The following is a 17274-nucleotide window of genomic DNA, read 5'->3' on the forward strand; positions in this document are numbered from 1 at the left end:
CGGGAACCGCCCGCCGGCCCCACGGTCTCACCGTGCGGCCCCGCCCGCGTGAGACCGGCGTGAGACGTCTCGTCCAAGCCCCCTAGCGGAAGAGGGCCTACGTCACGTTCTCACACTTTTTCCAAAACATAGATACCGAACAGTACTACCGGTACACGATGAGCGGATCTCTATCCCGCTGTGGCGGTGAGACCGTGAGATATGTTCCCGGTTGCACGCCGCCGCACCGTCCGCCCGACTGACACAGTTCAATTCGGCGGGCCGGGGCCGTCGAAGGGACCGATCCCGACGGTCGACGCGACCAGCCTGCGGGGGGGGGGGGGCGACGCTCAGGGCTTTCACGGACCGGAGAGCGGCGTGGGGCCGACGGGAAGCCGCCGTCGACAGATTCGCCGGCCGTCCGCCCTTGCTGCCGAGTTGCCCCGTCCCCCAGGGGGCGTAGGCGGAGAGCCGCGGCCGGATGAGCATCGAGCCGGCGTCGCAGACACCGTAGTGGCGACGACCGGCGGGCGGGGGTCGGGCAGAAGCCGCTGAGCCCGGTGGTGAGGTACAGCGTGTCTGCGCTGTCGCCCGCTGCAGTCACGGCGCTCCGCCCGGGCCGCGTCTCTCAGATGCCCACGGAGGTAACGCGGGCCCCCCGCCGCCGCACGCCCTTCTCCTGTGGAACCCCGCCCCCGCCGGCCGCCTGCCTCATCGCCGCCGCGGTCGGCCCGCCGGCGCCCTTCGGAAGCCCCCGCAGCAGCACGGCGAACAGTTCGCCGCGGACGGCGTCCACGTCGGCCCTCTGGATCACCGGGATCTCCCCGCCGGCGCCGGCACGGGCCCTGGCCGCCCGGATCGCGGCGTCGGTCACGACCCGCTGCAGCGCGTTCACGCAGTTCGTCAGGGCCTTCGCCGCCTCCGGCGTGACGTTGGCGCCGTCCGGCCCGAAGGTCCTGCGGGAGTTCGGCAGGCCCAGCTTCCGCCGGCGGCTGTTCGCCGCCCCCTCGGTCCGGCCGGTCGCCTTCGCGAACGCCGCGTCCGTCGTCGTCAGGAGCAGGGCTTCCTCGTCGGCGGTCCAGGCTCGGCCGGCCATCGGGACGGTGGCGTTCGTCGTCATGCTGCTGATCGGCGGCGGTGTTGGACTGGGTCGGGCCGCACGCATTCTCGTCCGGCAGTGCGGCCGCGCAAGCGGTCGGAGCCGTCGGCAGGTCGGACGGGCGTAAGGTGCGGGCTAGCGGAGCGTCGGGACGTACCGCCCGGCTGCGTCGTCCGGTGCCGCGCCGGACCGCTCAGTCGCCGAAACGTCCCCCTCGGAATCGCTGGCTGTGGCTGCCCCCCGTTCGTCCTGCCGTGGGCTCGGGCGCGTCGCCCACGGTCCTCTCGTCCTCCCGGTGCTTCACCTCCCGCAAAATCACTGCCGGGACGACGCGGCGACCGCCCCGGCCCGTTCGGCAGCGACCTGCGGCTGACGGTCGGTCGCCCCGGGCTCGGGATCGTGCCGCCCGCGGCGGCGGCGCTGTCCCGTCGCTGTTCGCCAGGCTGTGGACCCTCGTAGTTACCGCGATTTCCGTTATCGTGCGGATGTCGATTTCAGACGAGATTTCTTGGACCAGGCGGCTGATCTGAAAGCTTCTGTTTCGCGAAACGTAACGCGTTATCCGATACCGTCGCGGCGACGCGGTTCGGCGCCGTAGGGTGCCCGGCATGCCCGCCGCCCGGCCCCCGGACGACCCCGCCCGAACCGCCCGGCCGCGGGGGGCCGGCCGGCCCGCTCGCAAGACCCGCTCGCCCCGCCGTTCCGCCCCGCAGGGACCGCACGCGGCACTGGCGGGGCGGGTCACAGAGGTGCTGTTCACGCTGCACGGCAGCCAGTCCGCCGCGGCCCGGGCGTGGGGCGTGCCGCAGCCGCGGATCAGCGACGCCCTCGACGGCAAGACGCCGCCCGCCGTCTGGCTGCTGGAACGACTGGCGGCGGAGGGGGCGGACGTCTCGGCCCTGCTGACCGGCCGGCCGGCCCCGGTCGCGGCGGTCCCGCTCCTCGACCGGTTCCTCGCCGGCCGTTCGGCCGGGGCGACCGTGCTGGACGCACATCACGCCCCGGCGGAGTTCGCCGCGATCGGCACCTACGCCGTCCGGATCGACGAGACGCTGGCCGCGGCGACTTTGGGCGGGCCCGCGGCGGACCGGCCGCGGGCGGGCGACACGGTGGTGGTCGCGGCCGACCTCGAGACCGTCGTGAACTCCATGCGGGGCTTGGAGACGTCGAGAACCCGCCGGTCGCGAAAGCGGACCCCGCTCCCGCCGCCGGTGGTCCTGCTGGGCGGCGTGCCGACCCTGTCGCTGGCCCACCGGGTGCGGCTGGCCGGCAGGGCGGAGGGGGCGTCGCTGAGGCTCCCGCTGAGGACGGACCCGCCGGCCGACTCCGCCGGTCTTCCCGGGTCCGCCGCGGGGGCGCTGGACGCGGTCGGGTTCGTCGTGTCCCGCACCGGCCCGCTCTCGCGGTAACGGTTCCCCGCGCCGCACCGTCCGAAGGCCGCTCCGTTTCCCCCCGGAGCGGGGCTCGATTCGCAGGCCCCGCCCCTGGTCGCTCGACCGCAGCGTCCGCGGCCGGCCCGCCGCCTCCCGCCGGCGGTCGTCGCCGAAAATGGAGATTGAGCGGCGGCGACCCTCGGCGGTCGCCCTTTCGCCCAAGAATTCCGCCAAAACGCCGCCGGCGGCCCTGTCGCGGCGGAGCGATCGCGGGGTCTCCCGACCCCTGGAGCGTTACGATAACCGCGGCCGCCGCCCAGCGGGGGGAGGCCCGAGGGGGCGGTGCCCCCTCGGGCCTCACACGCCGCCGGCCGTAATGCGTGGGAGGACGCCGCTCCCGGCCCGTGCCGAAGCCCTGTGTCGACTGGGACCACCCCGTGGAGCGTCTCGGCAGACGGGACGGCCGCCGAGGGAGGGCCCCGCCGCCGGCCGGCCCGAACGCGTCGTTGCGATCGTCCACACCCGGCCGGAGCCGATTGCGACAGCGGGAAGGTGGCGAACCTGTCCCGCTACCCGCTGACCGGCGCCGCGTAGTTCGACCGCACCCCGAGGGCGGCGCCCGGCCCGGGTACCCGGCGGAGCGGCGGCCGGAGCGGGCCGACCTCGGCGGGATCGCCGACCTCGGGGTGGGTCGCGGGTTCCTCGCCGCCGACGTGGCGGAGCTGGGGCTCACCGCCGTCGTGACCCGCCTGAAGAGCGCGGGCGGGCGAGGCAGACAAACGCTTCGCCCGCAGGCGGTCGCGCATCGACGGCGCAACATCTTCTCGCCCGGCTGACGGCGGTCGCGAAATCAACGCCCGTCGCGCGGGAACTAAGACGGGGGAACCGGCGAAGACGATTACCGGTTCCGATCCCGCCGGCGGTAAGCCCGACCGCTACGCCCACACCCCCGCGTCTGAAAAGCTGGCACTGTTGGACGGTCTGCGCCCGCGACGTCTCGCACGCGAGAACGGGCGGTTCATCAGTCGGCGTCCCTCGCATGGGAAATCTCCGTGCCCGGGCACGGCCGGCGGACGATGTGCCGTCAGTCGGCAGGGCGGCGCAGTGTAGGACCGCCGAGCGCGTTCGACGTCGGCTTGGATGGGATTCCCGCATCTCGCCTCGCTCCGCTTGGTCGTCCGCCGCCCGGGTGTGTTCAGTGCGACGGCGCAATTGTCGGAACGACAACGGCTCCCGCGGTTACCGGAACTGTGGACCGCGTTCTTCGTCGCGGCGATCCGGCTGGACCGCAGGCGTTCGGATCACGCTCGCCCGCCGAACCTCGTCGCCGGCACGGGGCGTGCGAAGGAGTTCCCCGTTCCGGCCGTCGCCGGAGCCGAACGACGACAGAAAGCACGAAGGATCCTCAGATGAAAACTCTGATCTCGACCGCCGCCCTCGCCCTGCTGACGGCGAGCGGCGCCGCGGCCCAGTCCGCCTACGACCCCCACGCCGGTCACGATCACGGCGATCATGCCGGCCACGACCACGGGGACCACGCCGGACACGAGCACGGCCCCGTCGGCGACGATCACGCCGGGCACGACCACAGCGGCCTGCACGGCGAGCACGCGGGGCACGACCACGGCGCGCACGGGGGCGAACTGGACCGCTTCGGGAGCGTGCGGGTCGAAACGCTGCTCGACCGCACCGGCCTGCATTTCTGGCTCACCGACGCCGGGGGCCGCGATCTGCCGTCTGACCGTGTTCGCGGCGTCGTCGCACTGCGGGTCGAGGGCAGCGAGAAGCGGTACCGGTACGAACTGACCGCGACCCGCGACCGTGACGGACGACCCGAGCCGCTGGCGCTGCCGCTCGACCTCGGCAAAGTCGCCGGCCGGCGGGTCGCCGTCGCCGTGCGGTTGGACGGTGTGCCGGGGGCCGGGCCGGACGGGATCGTCGTGCGGCAGGCGACCCGCATCGCCGCCCCGCCGGCGGTCGGACGCCCGGCGCCGGCGACCGCCGCCGACCGCGCCGCGTTGTACGACCAAGCCGTCTGCCCCGTCGAGGACCGCCGGCTGGGAACGTTAGGGACCCCGTGGAAGGTGCCGGTCGGCGATCGGGCGGTCTTCGTCTGCTGCGAAGAGTGCGTCCGCGACGTGCAGGCCGACCCCGCGGCCTTTGTCGCCGACGCGTCCCGCGATCAGGTCCGGCGAGGGAGTAACTGAAAGTCACGACGTACCGGCGGTCGCCCATGACGGGCGGCGGTCGGTTCGCTTCCGTAACGGGCCTCGTTCAGACGCTGCCCGGTTCCGCTTGGCGGCAGAGCCGCGGGTCGTAACGGCGTTCGATCTGCACGGTGGCGTGCTCGATCCCGAACCGGTCGTGCAGGGCGCCCGTCAGCTCGGCGAGGAAGCCGTCCTCGTCCCCCGGCGCGCCGGGCCCGCCGCCCCCGTCGTCTCCGGCCGGCAGCGGCTTGAGCAGGTGGGCGGTGAGGGCGGTTTCGGTGCTGCTCATCGCCCAGACGTGCAAATCGTGGACGTCCGTCACGCCGGGCCGGGAGAGCAGGAACTTCCGCACCGCCGGCACGTCCACGCCGGCGGGGACCGCCTGCACGGACAGGTCGAACGCCTCCCGCAGCAGGCCCCACGTGCCGATCAGGATCACCGCGGCGATGACGAGGCTGGTGACCGGGTCGATCCAGTCGGCGCCGGTCCAGCGGATCAGCAGCCCGGCGACGACGACGCCCACGCTGACGGCGGCGTCGGCGGCCATGTGCAGGAACGCCCCGCGGACGTTCACGTCCCCCTTCCGCCCCGCGAAGAACAGCATCGCCGTGACGGTGTTGATCGCCACGCCCAGGCTCGCCACGACCACCACCGTCAGGCCGGGGACCTCGGCGGGGTCCGCGAACCGGCCGACGGCCTCCCAGGCGATCGCCCCGACGGCGACCAAGAGCAGCAGCCCGTTGCCGAGGGCGGCGAGGTTCGTCGCCCCCCGCCAGCCGTAGGTGCGGCGGTCGGTCGGCGGCCGCTTCGCCAGGGCGAACCCGCCCCAGGCCAGCAACAGCCCGGCCACGTCGGAGAGGTTGTGCCCGGCGTCCGCCAGCAGGGCCAGCGACCCGGACCACAGCCCGTAGCCGGCCTCCACGGCGACGTACAGGACGTTCAGCCCGACGCCGAGGGCGAAGGCCTTCCCGTAATCGGCGGGGGCGTGATCGTGACCGTGCGAGTGGTTGCCTGTCATCGGGCGAGCCGCTCCCAAGCGTCGGTGTCGCGGACCCAAGGGCAAGCGACGAACGCCGCGTACCCCAGCGCCAGTAAAATCACGGCGGCGAGCCACGGGGGCCGCCCCCTTTTGATCGAATCCAGCGCAAACCAGAGGAAGAAGTACCAGAGGACCGCCTCCAGTACTCCGGTGACGATCACGAGTGCGTTCATCGGAGTGGGAATATTCGGCGTCGGGTCAACGAGGGGGCGCGAGGGGCGGATTCAGTCGTCGGCGGAAGGCTCGGCGTCTTCGTCCGGGGCGACGTTCAACGCGTCACGGCCGGCCTCAAAGCCCTCCCACGCGACGTAGGGCACGATCAGCAGGGCCGCCGCCGGGTCCGCCCACCACCAGCCCAGCCACTTCGCCAGACCGAGGCCGATCAGCACCACGACGGTCTGATATTCGCAGATGAGGGTGTCGATCGCGTCGTACTTCAGCGCCGGCGAATCGAGCTTCTTGCCGTAGCGATGCTTGGCCCACGCCAACGCGGGGTTGACGACCAGCGAGACCAGCAGGATGCCGATCCCCCACCAGTTGAAGCCCGGCGGCTCCTGACGGAGCAGTTTGCCGATCGCCTCGTACAGGATGAACGCCACGGCCACGGCGAAGGCCCCGGCGAGCACGCCGAGGGCGACCTTTTTACGCCGCAGCACGCCCCGGCGGCCGAGGCCTTTCTCCTCCCCGCGCAGCCTCCAGATGAGCGTGCCGGCCGACACCGACTCCACCGCGCTGTCCGCCCCCCAGCTGACGAGCGCGGAACTGCCGGTCAGCAGACCGGCGGTGACCGACACCCCGACCTCGGTCAGGTTGTAGGCGAGGCTGGCGACCTCGACCCAGCGGCCGCGGGCCAGCAGGCGGCCGCGGTCGTCCGATCGGTCGCCGTTCGCGGGTTCGTTCGCTTCGTCCATAATTCCAAATTTTTGGGACACGACACCCCCGGAGGCCGGTGCGGGCCGACCCCCGGGGGCTCGGACGGCGCCCCCGCGGCGAGTTCGCGGCCGGGGCGCCGTGCGATCAGGCCGACGGCCTCAGTGCCCGTGTCCCCCATGGTCGTGGTCGTGGGCGACGTCGCCGCTGTAGGCGCGGCCGTCGATCTTGACCATCAGCTTGGCCGTCCCGCCCTCGCGGTCCAGATGCTCGGCAAGTTCGGCGTCGGAGGAGACGAACCGCGAGGACCGCCCGTCCGGGTCGCCGGCGTCCGGGTCGGCGGCGAGGGCGAACGACTCCCGGTTCCCGTCGTGCACGACCGTCACCGTGACCTCGGCCGCTTCGATCGGGGCGGGGGCGTCGGCGTGGTCGTTCAGGACGTAAATCGTGACGGTTCCGGCCGCCTCGTCGTGGATCAGTTCGCCGTGGTACTCCTCGTCGCCCAGTTCGATCAGCCCGCCGCCGTGCGGGCCCTCGGTCGGGTGGGCGTGGTCGCCGTGGTCGTGCCCTTCGTGATCGTCGGCGAGGGCCGGCGGGGCGTCGTCCAGCGCTAGCGGTTCGTCGGTTTCCGCGGCGCAGCCGACGAACGCGGCGGAGGTCGCCAACGCGAGGGCGGAGGCGAGAATCTTGGGGGCGGTGTTCATCCTGTTGTCTTTCAGAGTCGGGGATAGCGGGAAACGGCCCGCCCGGAGGCGCTCCGGGCGGGACGAGCGGGTCAGTGGGCGTGACGGGTCTCGAAGCCGTTGGCCTTCAGCCAGTCCTCCCACTGGTGGGCCTTCTCGTGGGTCTTCAGCGAGATCTCACGCCACTCCGGGCAGCGGTGGGAGACGTCCGTGTGGCCGCCGTGGGCGCCGGTCTTGACCTCGCAGCCGAGCTTCTTGAGCGTCGCGGCGTGCTTCTGGGCCTTCTCCGCGTCGTCGAAATGGGCGGACTGCCATTTCTCGGCCCGGTAGGCGACGACCTCGTCGGCGTAGGCGTCGGCCGGCGCCGCGGCGGAGGCGGGCGACGCGGCCACGGTCAGGGCGAGGGCGGCGGCGAACAGGGGGAACAGTCGGCGGTTCATGGCGAACTCCTTCTCTCAGGGGACAGGGGAAAAGCGGGCGGCGGGGGACCCCGACGCCCGGGAAAAACGCTTCAGACGGGCTCGTCGGTCTCTTCGGTGAGGGCGACCGGGGCGCCGCTCTCGGCGGCGAGGCGGCGGCCGGCGGGGCGGCCGACGGCCCAGAACAGGGCGGGCCGGACCACGAATTCCGCGGCGGTGCTGGTCAGCAGCCCGCCGATGATCACGGTGGCGACCGGGTAGAGGATCTCCTTGCCGGGTTCCCCCGCGGCCAGCGCCAGCGGGACCAGCCCGATGCCGCTGGTCAGGGCGGTCATCAGCACCGGCGCCAGGCGCTCCCGGCCGGCCCGCACGACCATGTCGCGGGTCCAGTCTTCGCCCTCGTATTTGACGAGGTGCAGATAGTGGTTCAGCAATAAAATGCCGTTGCGACTGGCGATGCCGGCCAGCGAAATAAATCCGACCAGCGCCGCCACCGTGACGGTCTGGTCGGTGATCACCAACGCGATCACCCCGCCGACGAACGCCGTCGGCAGCGCCGCCATCACCTGCAACGCGAAGTTCGCCGATCCGAACAGCGTATATAGGACGAGGAACACCCCCACGATCGACACCGCCCCCAGCAGTCCCAGCGTGCGGCTGGCGCTCTGCTGACTTTCGAACTGCCCGCTGAACTCCAGGAAATAACCGGACGGCAGCTCCACGTCGGCGAACCGCTCCTTCACGTCCTCCACGACCTCGACCACCCCGCGGCCGGAGACGTTGGCCTGCAGGATGATCCGGCGCCGGACGTTCTCCCGGTTGATCGTGTTCGGGCCGCCGCTTTCATAAATCCGGGCGACCGACTCCAGCGGGATCTGCCCGCCCTCCGGCGTGGTGAGGGTCAACCGGCGGAGCACGTCGAGGTCCTCCCGGAACGGCTCGTCCAGCCGGACCAGCAGGTCGAATGTCCGCTGGCCGATGAGGATCTCGGAGACCACCTCGCCGTTCATGGCGGTCTCCACGAATTCCATCACGTCCGCCGGCCGCAGGCCGTTCAGCAGCAGGGCGTCGCGGTCCAGTTCGATCCGCAGCTGCGGGATGCTCACCTGTTGTTCGAGCTGGACGTCGACCACCCCCGGGACGCCGGACATCGCCGCCTGCAACTCCTCCCCCTTGCGGCGGAGCAGGTCGAGGTCGTCGCCGTACAGCTTGACGCCGATCTGCGCCTTCACGCCGCTGATCATGTGCGAAATGAGGTGGGCCAGCGGGCCCTCGACGCTGCCGGTCGCCCCGGGGACGTCGGCGATCGCCTCCCGCAGGCCCTCCAGGGCGGCCTCGCGGTCGGTGTCGGGGGCGAACTCCACGATGATCTCGCTGATGTTGACCGTGACGGCGTGCTCGTCGAGTTCGGCCCGGCCGGTGCGGCGGACCAGCGACCGCACGCCGTCGACCGCCAGCAGCTTCTCCACGACGGCCCGGCCGATCTCGTTGCTCGTGTTCAACGACGTACCCGGGTACAGCACGACGTTCGCCTGCATGGCCCCCTCGTTGAACGGCGGCAGGAAGTCCCGCCCCAGCGTCGACATCCGCACCCCGGCGAGGGCCACGGCGCCGGCGGTGACCAGCAGGATCGGCCAGGCGAGGGCGGTCGCCCCGCGGATCGCCCCGCCGGCCGCCCACTGCAGGCCCCGCAGGAAGGCGCCCTCCTCGTCCCCGCCGGAGGCGAACCGGTCCAGCGCCTCCACGCCGAGCCAGAACGCCGGGGCGACGGCCAGCGTCCACCACAGCGGGTGCGAGGGGCGCAGCGCCTCCGCCCCGAAGATCTCGGCGGCCCGCGGGGCGATCCAGTAGAACGTCGCGCCGCTCATCCCCAGCCCCAGCAGCGGGGCGACCGCGTGCCAGCCGCGGTTGCCGACCAGCAACAGGGAGCACAGCGCCGGCGTGACGGTCAGGGACACGGCCAGCGACGCCAGGATGCTCACCACGTACGCGGCCCCCAGCGGGGCGAACAGCCGGCCCTCCATCCCTTGCAGGGCGAACAGCGGCAGGAACACCAGCACGACGATCGCCGTGCCGAACACGATCGAGCTGCGAATCTCCGTGCTGGCCCGGAAGGTCACCACCAGCGGGTTCAGCCGTTCGCCCGGCGGGCGGGCTTTGTTTTCTCTCAGCCGGCGAAAAATATTCTCCACGTCGACGATCGCGTCGTCGACCAGCTCCCCGATCGCCACGGCGAGCCCGCCGAGCGTCATCGTATTAATGCCCAGCCCGAACCCGGCGAACACCAGCGCCGTCACCACGATCGACAGCGGGATCGCCGTCAGGGTGATCAACGTCGTGCGGAAGTTCAGCAGGAAGGCGAATAAAATTACGACCACCAGCACGCCGCCGTCGGCGAGGGCCTCGACGACGTTCTCGATGCTGCGGTCGATAAAGCTGCGTTGCGAATAGACCCGCTCGATGCGGACGTCGTCCGGCAGCGAGGGGGCGAGGTCGGCCAGCGCGGCGTTGATCGCGTCGGAGACGGCCCGGGTGTCGGCCCCCGGCTGTTTGGCGATCGTCAACACGACCGCCGGGCCGCCGGCGAAGCCGTCCCCGTCGGCCTCCCGGACGAACGCGGAACTGTCGCCCCGCTTCACCTGGGCCTCCTCGACGACGTTCGCCACCTGCTCCAGCGCCACCGACCGGCCGCCGCGGATCGTGACGACGACCTTGCGCAGGTCCTCGGCGGTCGTCGCCCGGCCGAGGCCGCGGACCAGCAGCTCGGTCGGGCCGCGTTCGTCGAGGTAGCCGCCGGTCGCGTTGAGGTTGCTCTCGGCGACGGCCTCTTTCACCTCGTCCAGCGTCAGCCCGTAGGCCCGCAGGGCGTCCGGGTCGACGCGGACCTGAAACTGCTTCCGCCCCCCGCCGATGACGAACACCTGACTGACCCCCGGGATCGTCAGCAGCCGTTGGCGGATCACCCAGTCCGACAGCGTCCGCAGTTCCAGCGGGCCGGTGGGTCGAGTTGAGGGCTGAGAGTTGAGGGTCGAGAGCGACGAGCGGTTCGCGGCGTCTCCCGGTTCGTCCCGCTCAACCCTCGACTCTTCACTCTCAACTCTCAACTCTTCACTCTCAACTCCCTCGCTCCAGACGGCCAGCATCAGGATCTGGCCCATGACGGAACTGACGGGGGCGAGCGTCGGTTTAATGCCCTCCGGCATCCGCTCGGCGGCGAGCTGCATCCGCTCCGCCACGACCTGCCGGTCGGTATAAATATCGGTGCCCCAGGCGAAGTCGACCGTGATGATGCTGATGCCGACCCCGCTGGAACTCCGCACGGCCTCCACCCCGCTGGCGCCGTTGAGGCTGGTTTCCAGCGGGAAGGTGATGAGGGCCTCCACCTCCTCCGGCGCCATGCCGGGGGCTTCCGTGATGACGACGACCCGCGGCCGGTTCAGGTCCGGGAACACGTCGATGGTGAGGCCGGCGGTCCGCCAGCCGCCCAGCCCCAGCACGAGCAGCGCGCCCGCCAGCACGAGCAGGCGGTTGTGCAGGGCGAAGCGGATGATCGCGTTCAACATGGCGGCGGCGGGGCGTGCGGGGCGTCGTGGGAGTCGGGGCGGGACGGGGTCGTCAGTGGTTGTGGCCGGCGTGGGGGTCGACGGCCCCGCCCGCGGCGTTCTTCAGCGCCATCTGCAACTGGTGGGCGGCGCTGACGGCGACCGATTCGCCCGGCAGCAGCGACCCGTCGTCGGCGATCACGACGGACTCGGCGTCCCGGTAGAGCACGCGGACGGGCCGCCGCTCGAACGTGGCCCCGTTCTCCACGAAGGCGTACCGCTCCGCCCCGGCTTCCGCGACCGCCTCGACCGGCAGGACGATCGCCTCGCGGAAGGTCTCGACCGGCACCCGCAGTCGCATCCGCTGGCCGGGCTTGTACTTCCAGGTGAGGAACCGCTCGCCGCCGCTGCCCTGCCGGCGGTCGCTGGCCACCTCGTTCGGCAGCAGCACGTAGAACGGCAGCACCCGCGAGTCCGCCGTCACGCGGTTGGCGACGAACGCGATCTCCAGCCCGGCCACGGGGTCCGAGGGGCCGGCGAGGTTGTCGGTCGGCAGGGCGGTGACGCGGCGGTCCTCCCGGGCCGCGGCGGCGACCGCGGCGGCGTCCCGCTCGAACGCCCGGCCCTCGACGTACAACAGGGACAGGTCGCTCAGTTCCGCGAGCGGCGCGTTCGCGGAGACGGCGTCCCCGGCGTGGGCGGTCAGCCGCTCCACCGTCAGCGGCGGCCAGACCTCGCTGCCGGCAGCGTCCTGCAGGCTGATCCGTCGGGCGGAAACGCCCGCAGAAGGGGTGCGCGGCTCCGCGACGGCCTCCCGCGCGAACAGGTCGTGCCGGCCGTCGTGGCCGGGCTCGGCGGGGTCGTGCGGCTCCGGCACGAGGATCCGGATCTCCCGCACGAGACTGCGGTCGGAGGCGATGCGGGCGACCTGCGCCTCTTCCAGCCCGTGCAGCCGCAGGGCTTCCCGCTGGGCCTTCAGCAGCCCCTCGAGCTTCTGTTTCTCGTACTCCCGCTCCAGCACGACTTTGCCCGCCACCACCCCGCCGGAGACGTTCCGCAGCCGGGCGATTTCCCGCTCCTCCACGTCGAGGGCCTCCAACGTTTTGAGGAACTCCGTCTGGGCCCGCACGATGTCTTCGTGGGTCAGCCGCATGACGAACAGCGGGTCGCCGGGCCGGACGGCCTGCCCCTCGGTGACGAACACGTCGGTGATCACGCCGGTCATCGGGGCGGAGACCTGCAGGTCGGACCGGCCGGGCCGCTGCGTGACGACCCCGGGCACCGTGACGGCGCGGTCGAAGTCGGTCAGCCGGACCTCCGCGGTCCGCAGCCCGATGGTGCCGCGGGCCTGATCGGACAGGCGCACGACCTCGCCCGCGGCAGCGACGCCGTGGTCGTGACCGGCGTGCGGGTCCTCCCCCGCGGCGTCGGCGGCGGAGTCTGCCCCGAAGGCCAATGCGGAGAGGCCCGGCAGCCACCATCCGGCGGTCAGCCAACCGACGAGGAGGAGGGCCGGCACGGCGACGAGCGTCAGCCGCGTCGGAGAAAGATGCAGTTTGCCGAGGCGCACGGGAGCACCGGAGTGGGCGAAGGGGGGAACCGACGCCGGCCGACCGGCTCCGCGGCGGCATATCGCCGGCGGCAGGCCGAACAGGGGCGTGGGGCGACCCGGACCGATCCGGGTCAAGAGAAGAGGGGGCCGTCAGGCCGGGGGCGCCGCCGAGGTCACGGCCGGCGCGCAGCTACGTTAAAGCAGAAAGACCCGCGTGCGCAGGCGGTCGCCCGGACCGCCTCGAAGCGAAACCCCTGACGTTCCACCCGGCGCCGAGCGGAATCCCGGAGCGCCGACGTCCGTTCGCAGGCTCTCGAGAATCGTCGAGAATCCGGCGGCGGCGAGGGCCGGCGGGGCGACGAACGGCGCCGTCAGCCAGATACATTCAGACTCGTTGCACCCGCCGTCGTGCCGGTGGCCCTCGTCGTGACCGTGATCTCCTTGGCCGTCATCGGCGGGCCCGTGCGAGCCGCAACCGTGGGCGTGGCCGACATGGACGTGGTCCGCGGCCGGTTCCGCCCCGCAGGGCGCCCCGTCCGCGTGGGCGTGGTGCAGGCAACACCCCAGCACCGCGTGCGCCAGCACGGCGGCGAGCGTGGTCAGCGGGGTGACGAGACGGAACACGGGCGAACAACGGGTGCAGTGCGTGCCGCGGAAGGTTAGCAGATCGGCGACGGCCGGGAAGCCGGATCGGCAGAATCCGGCCGATCCTCACGATCACTGCCCGCTCAGGGCCTCGCCCCGCAGTCCCACGCCCTGCAAGTTGTCGCCGCCGGCGTCAGGGATCTCGTCGAGGGCGTCGAACAGCAGCAGGCCGTCCACGGCCACCTCCGCGGCGCGGGCGTCGGCGAGGGCGGCCACCCGGGCGAGGTTCGCTTCGAAGTAGCTCCGCCGGGCGGTGAACACCCGCACGATGTCGAACTCGCCCTGACGGTACCCCTCCTCGGTGAGGCTGAGGTTCTCGCGGGCGGCGGGCAGCACGTTCTCCGTGTACCGGGTCACGCGGTTGGTCGCCCGGCGGTAGTCGCGGAGGGCGTCCGCCAGTCGGGCCCGCAGCGCCAACTCCAGCCGATCCACCTCGGCGGCGGCCCGGTGAAGGTCCGCCACGGCCGCGGCGACGTTGCCCCGGTTGTCGTTGAAGACCGGCAGCGGCAGCCCGACCTGAACGCCGCCGATCGGCTCGTCCCCGCCGAACCCGTAGGTCAGCGCCGCCTGCGCCTGCACGTTCGGCACGGGTTGGGCCTGCTGCCGGCAGATCGCCGCCCGCGCCCGCGACACCCGCGCCCGGGCCGCCCGCAACTCCGGCGTCGCGGCGAGCAGTTCGGCGTACAGCGACTCGAACTCGCGGTCCACGACGGGGCTCTCCAGTTCGCCGTCCAGCCGGCCGACGGGGCGGTGCGGCGTGCCCGCCAACGCCATCAGCCGCTGCCACGCCCCCTCGTAGTCCAATTCCGCGTCCCGACGCACGATCTGCACTTCGCCGAGCTGAATTTCCACCTGCAGTACGTCGGGCCGCGCGACCTCTCCGGCCTCGAACAGCTCCGCGGCGGCGGACACCCCCTCTTCGGCGAGCCCGACCAGTTCCTCCGCCAGTTCCAGTCTGCGCTGCGCCCCCAGAGCGACGTAAAACTGGCGCCGCACCCCGTTCAGGACGCGCAGCCGTTGCGCTTCGGCCCGCCACTTCAGCCCCTCGACCTCCCAGCTTTCGACGGCCCGGTTCAACTCCAGCTTGTCGGCGGTCACGAAGGTCTGGGAGGCGAACACGCCGTGCCGCCCGGCGGAGCCCCCTTCGCCGATGTCCTCGGACGTGTAGCCGACGGTGGGGTTGGGGGAGAGGCCGACCTGCGTGAGGATGCCGCGGGCCTTGTCCACCGCCGCGCCGGCGCCGCGGAGGGTCGGGTTGTTCGCGACGGCCGCGTTCTCGACCTCCGCCAGCGTCAGCCCGCCGGCCGGCCGGGCCTCGGCGGGCGCGTCGCCATCGCCCTCGCCGAGGAACGGCAGCGGGGCGGGGGCGGGCGCGGCGACTTCGGGCGCCCCGTCCGCGGTCTCGGCCGGGGCGAGCGCTGATGTCTCGTCCGCGTCGCCCCGATCGAGTCCCTCGTCGACGGACGGCTCCGGCTCCGCCTGCCGGTACGAAACGGTACGCACCCCCGGGCCGGGTTCGTCCTGAACGACGACGGACGCGGCGACCGCCCCGGCGGGCACGCCGTACCCGGCGACGGCTTCGGCCCGTAGCGGACTGCCGGCGTCGAAGCGGTGCGCGGTCAGGGCGTCGCCGGTCCCGCACCCGGCCAGTCCGGCGAGGGCGATCGGCAGCAGGGAGCGGCGGGGAATCATCGGGGCGTCCTTCCGCCCCGACGTGCGGGGGCGACGAGGTTCGGGGCTAACGGACGTTCCAATCGACACGGGCGGCCGATACCCCACCACCGTTTCAAGCCCCCCCTCCGAGACGGCGGCCGGTCGTTCGGTTTGGGCAGTCTGCGGCCGCTCTCTGGCGGCTTCGCGGCCGGCCGAAACCGTTCGTCCGCGGTCGACGTTCCCGGAACCCGTGCTCGGTCTCTACTGAGGGCGGGAGGACGTTCAGCCGGGCCGTGAGTCCGAACGCCCCCCGCGGTCGACGGGAGCCTAGGTGCGACCATTGGCGTGGGTCACGGCGTGTGCCGCCCGGACTGACTTACGAGCGACGCGGCGGCGTGAGCCTCGCGGAGGATGCGGACGCCGCCCCAGAATACGACCGCCGCCACGGCCGCTCCGGTGAGTAGGTCCGGCAGACGGCTGTCGGTCAGCCGCACCAGCCCCCCGGCCAAGATCACGCCGGCGTTCGCGGCCACGTCGTTGACGGAGCAGATCAGCGACGCCCGCATGTGCACGCCGCCGCCGCGGTGCCGGACCAGCAAAGCCAGACAGAGCAAATTCGCGATTAGGGCGGCAGCCCCGACCGACGCGATCGCCCCGCCGGCCGGCTCGCTGCCCTCCAGAAACCGCCGGCCCGTTTCGAGAAGTACGCCGGCCCCGAGGGCCAGTTGCAGCCCCCCGCTAACCGCCGCCGCGGCCGCCCCGCCGCGGGCCGACCGCCCGACCGCCGCCAACGCCAGTCCGTAGACTAAGGCGTCGGCGAGCATGTCGAGGGAGTCGGCCAGTAGCGAGGCGGAATCCGCCAGCCACCCGGCGACCGCCTCCGCGGCGAACATCGCCCCGTTGATTCCGAGCAGGAGCCACAGCGTCCGTCGCTCCAGCCGGGCCGCTTGGGCCGCGCAGCCGCCGCCGCAGGCTTCCCCGGAGGAGTCTTCCGCCCCCGGCGTTCTCTCGTGAGTCATGAGTTGGAGCGTCTCGGCCGGGCGGTCGTTACGGAATGGGGCGCCCCTCAGTTCGACGTCCCTGAAGGCGGTCGAACCGCGCGCCCACGACGGAATGCAAATAGATAGCTCCGCACCCCTCCTGCGGAGGCAGCGTCGGTCAGCCTTTCGGGCGACTGACGCGGGACGTCACGAGAATCCTGAAACGCTCGAATTCCGCCGGTCGGGTTGGGGCGGCGGCGGGCGGTCAAACATTCAGGCGGCGTTCAAGTCGGCGACGATGTTCGTCCGGGCCGCGTGCCACGCCGGCACGACGCCGGCCAGCAGCCCCACCGCGGCGGAGACGCCCGCGGCCGTCAGGGCCAACGAGAGCGACGGCCGGAAGGCGATCGTCACCCCCTCCGCCCCCACGGCCAGCCCGCCGAACGCCAGCGCCGCCGTCGCCGCGGCCGTGCCGACGAGTCCGCCCAACAGGCAAATGAACAGGCTTTCGCAGACGACCAGCCCGAACACCCGCGTCGGCCGCACGCCGAGGGTTTGCAGGACCGCGTGCTCCTTCACCCGGTCCTGCACGGCCATCACCGTCGTCGTGGCGACCAGCGCCAGCACCAAGCCGACGCAGGCGAACCCCAGCCAGTGGGCGAACCCGATCAGGTCCACCAGGTCGGACAGCGTGCTCGCCTGAAAGGCTCCCTTCCGGCGGGTCGTCGTGGCGACCGGCCCGGCGGCGAGGGCGGCGTCGATCGCGCGGGCCACGGCGTCCGCGTCGGCCTCCGGGGCGAGGGCGACCTCGTGCATCGTCACCAGCCCGGCGGAGTCCAGGCCGCGGGTGTATTGCAGGAATTCGAGGCTCGTGAACGCCACGTTCTCCTCCGCGGCCACCGGCGAGGAAAACACCCCGGCCACCTCCACGCTCAGGTCGCCGATCGAAAAGGTGTCCCCCACCGACAGCCCCCGCCGGGCCGCCAGCGACCGGCCGACCAGCGCCGCGTCCCGGCGGCCCTCGAAGGCCCCCCAGTCCCCGGAGAGCAGCGTCAGCCCGCGGTTCTCCCGCAGCTGCTCCGGCTTCGCCCCGTTGAAGACCACGATGTCCAGGCTCGCCCGGCAGTTGTTGGTCCAGACCTGCACCGGCATGACGTCCCGCACCCCGGGCACCTCGCGGATCGTGCGGGCGTAGTCCTCCGGCAGTTTGCTGCTGGTCGGGCAGAAGCGGTT

Annotated in this window: 14 protein-coding genes; 2 read left to right on the top strand and 12 right to left on the bottom strand. The window is 72.4% G+C overall.

What is annotated here, in order from left to right; all coding sequences use genetic code 11:
* Positions 1 to 607: 607 nt before the first annotated feature.
* On the bottom strand, positions 608 to 1099 hold the full coding sequence (locus tag ACG2DA_RS15600) for a hypothetical protein (RefSeq protein WP_395256715.1): 492 nt from the start codon (positions 1097 to 1099) through the stop codon (positions 608 to 610).
* Between the two features lie 587 nt (positions 1100 to 1686).
* On the opposite strand from ACG2DA_RS15600, the gene ACG2DA_RS15605 reads away from it, so the two are divergent.
* Positions 1687 to 2487, top strand: a complete 801-nt coding sequence (locus ACG2DA_RS15605; RefSeq protein WP_395256716.1) for a hypothetical protein — start codon at positions 1687 to 1689, stop codon at positions 2485 to 2487.
* A gap of 1373 nt (positions 2488 to 3860) precedes the next feature.
* On the top strand, positions 3861 to 4658 hold the full coding sequence (locus ACG2DA_RS15610; protein WP_395256717.1) for a hypothetical protein: 798 nt from the start codon (positions 3861 to 3863) through the stop codon (positions 4656 to 4658).
* Between the two features lie 67 nt (positions 4659 to 4725).
* Here ACG2DA_RS15610 and ACG2DA_RS15615 read toward each other — a convergent pair whose 3' ends face one another.
* The 11 genes from ACG2DA_RS15615 to ACG2DA_RS15665 all read right to left on the bottom strand — a co-directional run.
* On the bottom strand, positions 4726 to 5676 hold the full coding sequence (locus ACG2DA_RS15615; RefSeq protein ID WP_395256718.1) for a cation diffusion facilitator family transporter: 951 nt from the start codon (positions 5674 to 5676) through the stop codon (positions 4726 to 4728).
* Positions 5673 to 5870, bottom strand: coding sequence for a hypothetical protein (locus ACG2DA_RS15620; RefSeq protein WP_395256719.1), 198 nt, complete (start codon positions 5868 to 5870; stop codon positions 5673 to 5675). The genes ACG2DA_RS15615 and ACG2DA_RS15620 overlap by 4 nt, the downstream gene beginning before the upstream one ends.
* 51 nt (positions 5871 to 5921) lie before the next feature.
* Positions 5922 to 6608: a cation diffusion facilitator family transporter gene (locus tag ACG2DA_RS15625; RefSeq protein WP_395256720.1), complete on the bottom strand. Its 687-nt coding sequence runs from the start codon at positions 6606 to 6608 to the stop codon at positions 5922 to 5924.
* A gap of 120 nt (positions 6609 to 6728) precedes the next feature.
* Positions 6729 to 7271, bottom strand: coding sequence for a hypothetical protein (locus ACG2DA_RS15630; protein WP_395256721.1), 543 nt, complete (start codon positions 7269 to 7271; stop codon positions 6729 to 6731).
* Between the two features lie 71 nt (positions 7272 to 7342).
* On the bottom strand, positions 7343 to 7690 hold the full coding sequence (locus ACG2DA_RS15635; protein ID WP_395256722.1) for a hypothetical protein: 348 nt from the start codon (positions 7688 to 7690) through the stop codon (positions 7343 to 7345).
* Between the two features lie 71 nt (positions 7691 to 7761).
* Entirely contained in the window at positions 7762 to 11232 is a 3471-nt protein-coding gene (locus ACG2DA_RS15640) for an efflux RND transporter permease subunit (RefSeq protein ID WP_395256723.1), read from the bottom strand.
* A gap of 52 nt (positions 11233 to 11284) precedes the next feature.
* Positions 11285 to 12730 carry an efflux RND transporter periplasmic adaptor subunit gene (locus ACG2DA_RS15645; protein WP_395256724.1) on the bottom strand — a complete coding sequence of 482 codons (1446 nt, stop codon included), beginning with the start codon at positions 12728 to 12730 and terminating at the stop codon, positions 11285 to 11287.
* Positions 12731 to 12958: 228 nt separating this feature from the next.
* Positions 12959 to 13387, bottom strand: a complete 429-nt coding sequence (locus tag ACG2DA_RS15650; protein WP_395256725.1) for a hypothetical protein — start codon at positions 13385 to 13387, stop codon at positions 12959 to 12961.
* 93 nt (positions 13388 to 13480) lie between these two features.
* Positions 13481 to 15100, bottom strand: coding sequence for a TolC family protein (locus tag ACG2DA_RS15655; RefSeq protein WP_395256726.1), 1620 nt, complete (start codon positions 15098 to 15100; stop codon positions 13481 to 13483).
* Between the two features lie 311 nt (positions 15101 to 15411).
* Positions 15412 to 16080: a cation transporter gene (locus ACG2DA_RS15660; RefSeq protein ID WP_395256727.1), complete on the bottom strand. Its 669-nt coding sequence runs from the start codon at positions 16078 to 16080 to the stop codon at positions 15412 to 15414.
* A gap of 234 nt (positions 16081 to 16314) precedes the next feature.
* A partial coding sequence (locus ACG2DA_RS15665) for an ABC transporter permease (protein WP_395256728.1) occupies positions 16315 to 17274 on the bottom strand: 960 nt, incomplete at its 5' end.

Source organism: Alienimonas sp. DA493, from assembly GCF_043951915.1.
GTDB lineage: Bacteria > Planctomycetota > Planctomycetia > Planctomycetales > Planctomycetaceae > Alienimonas.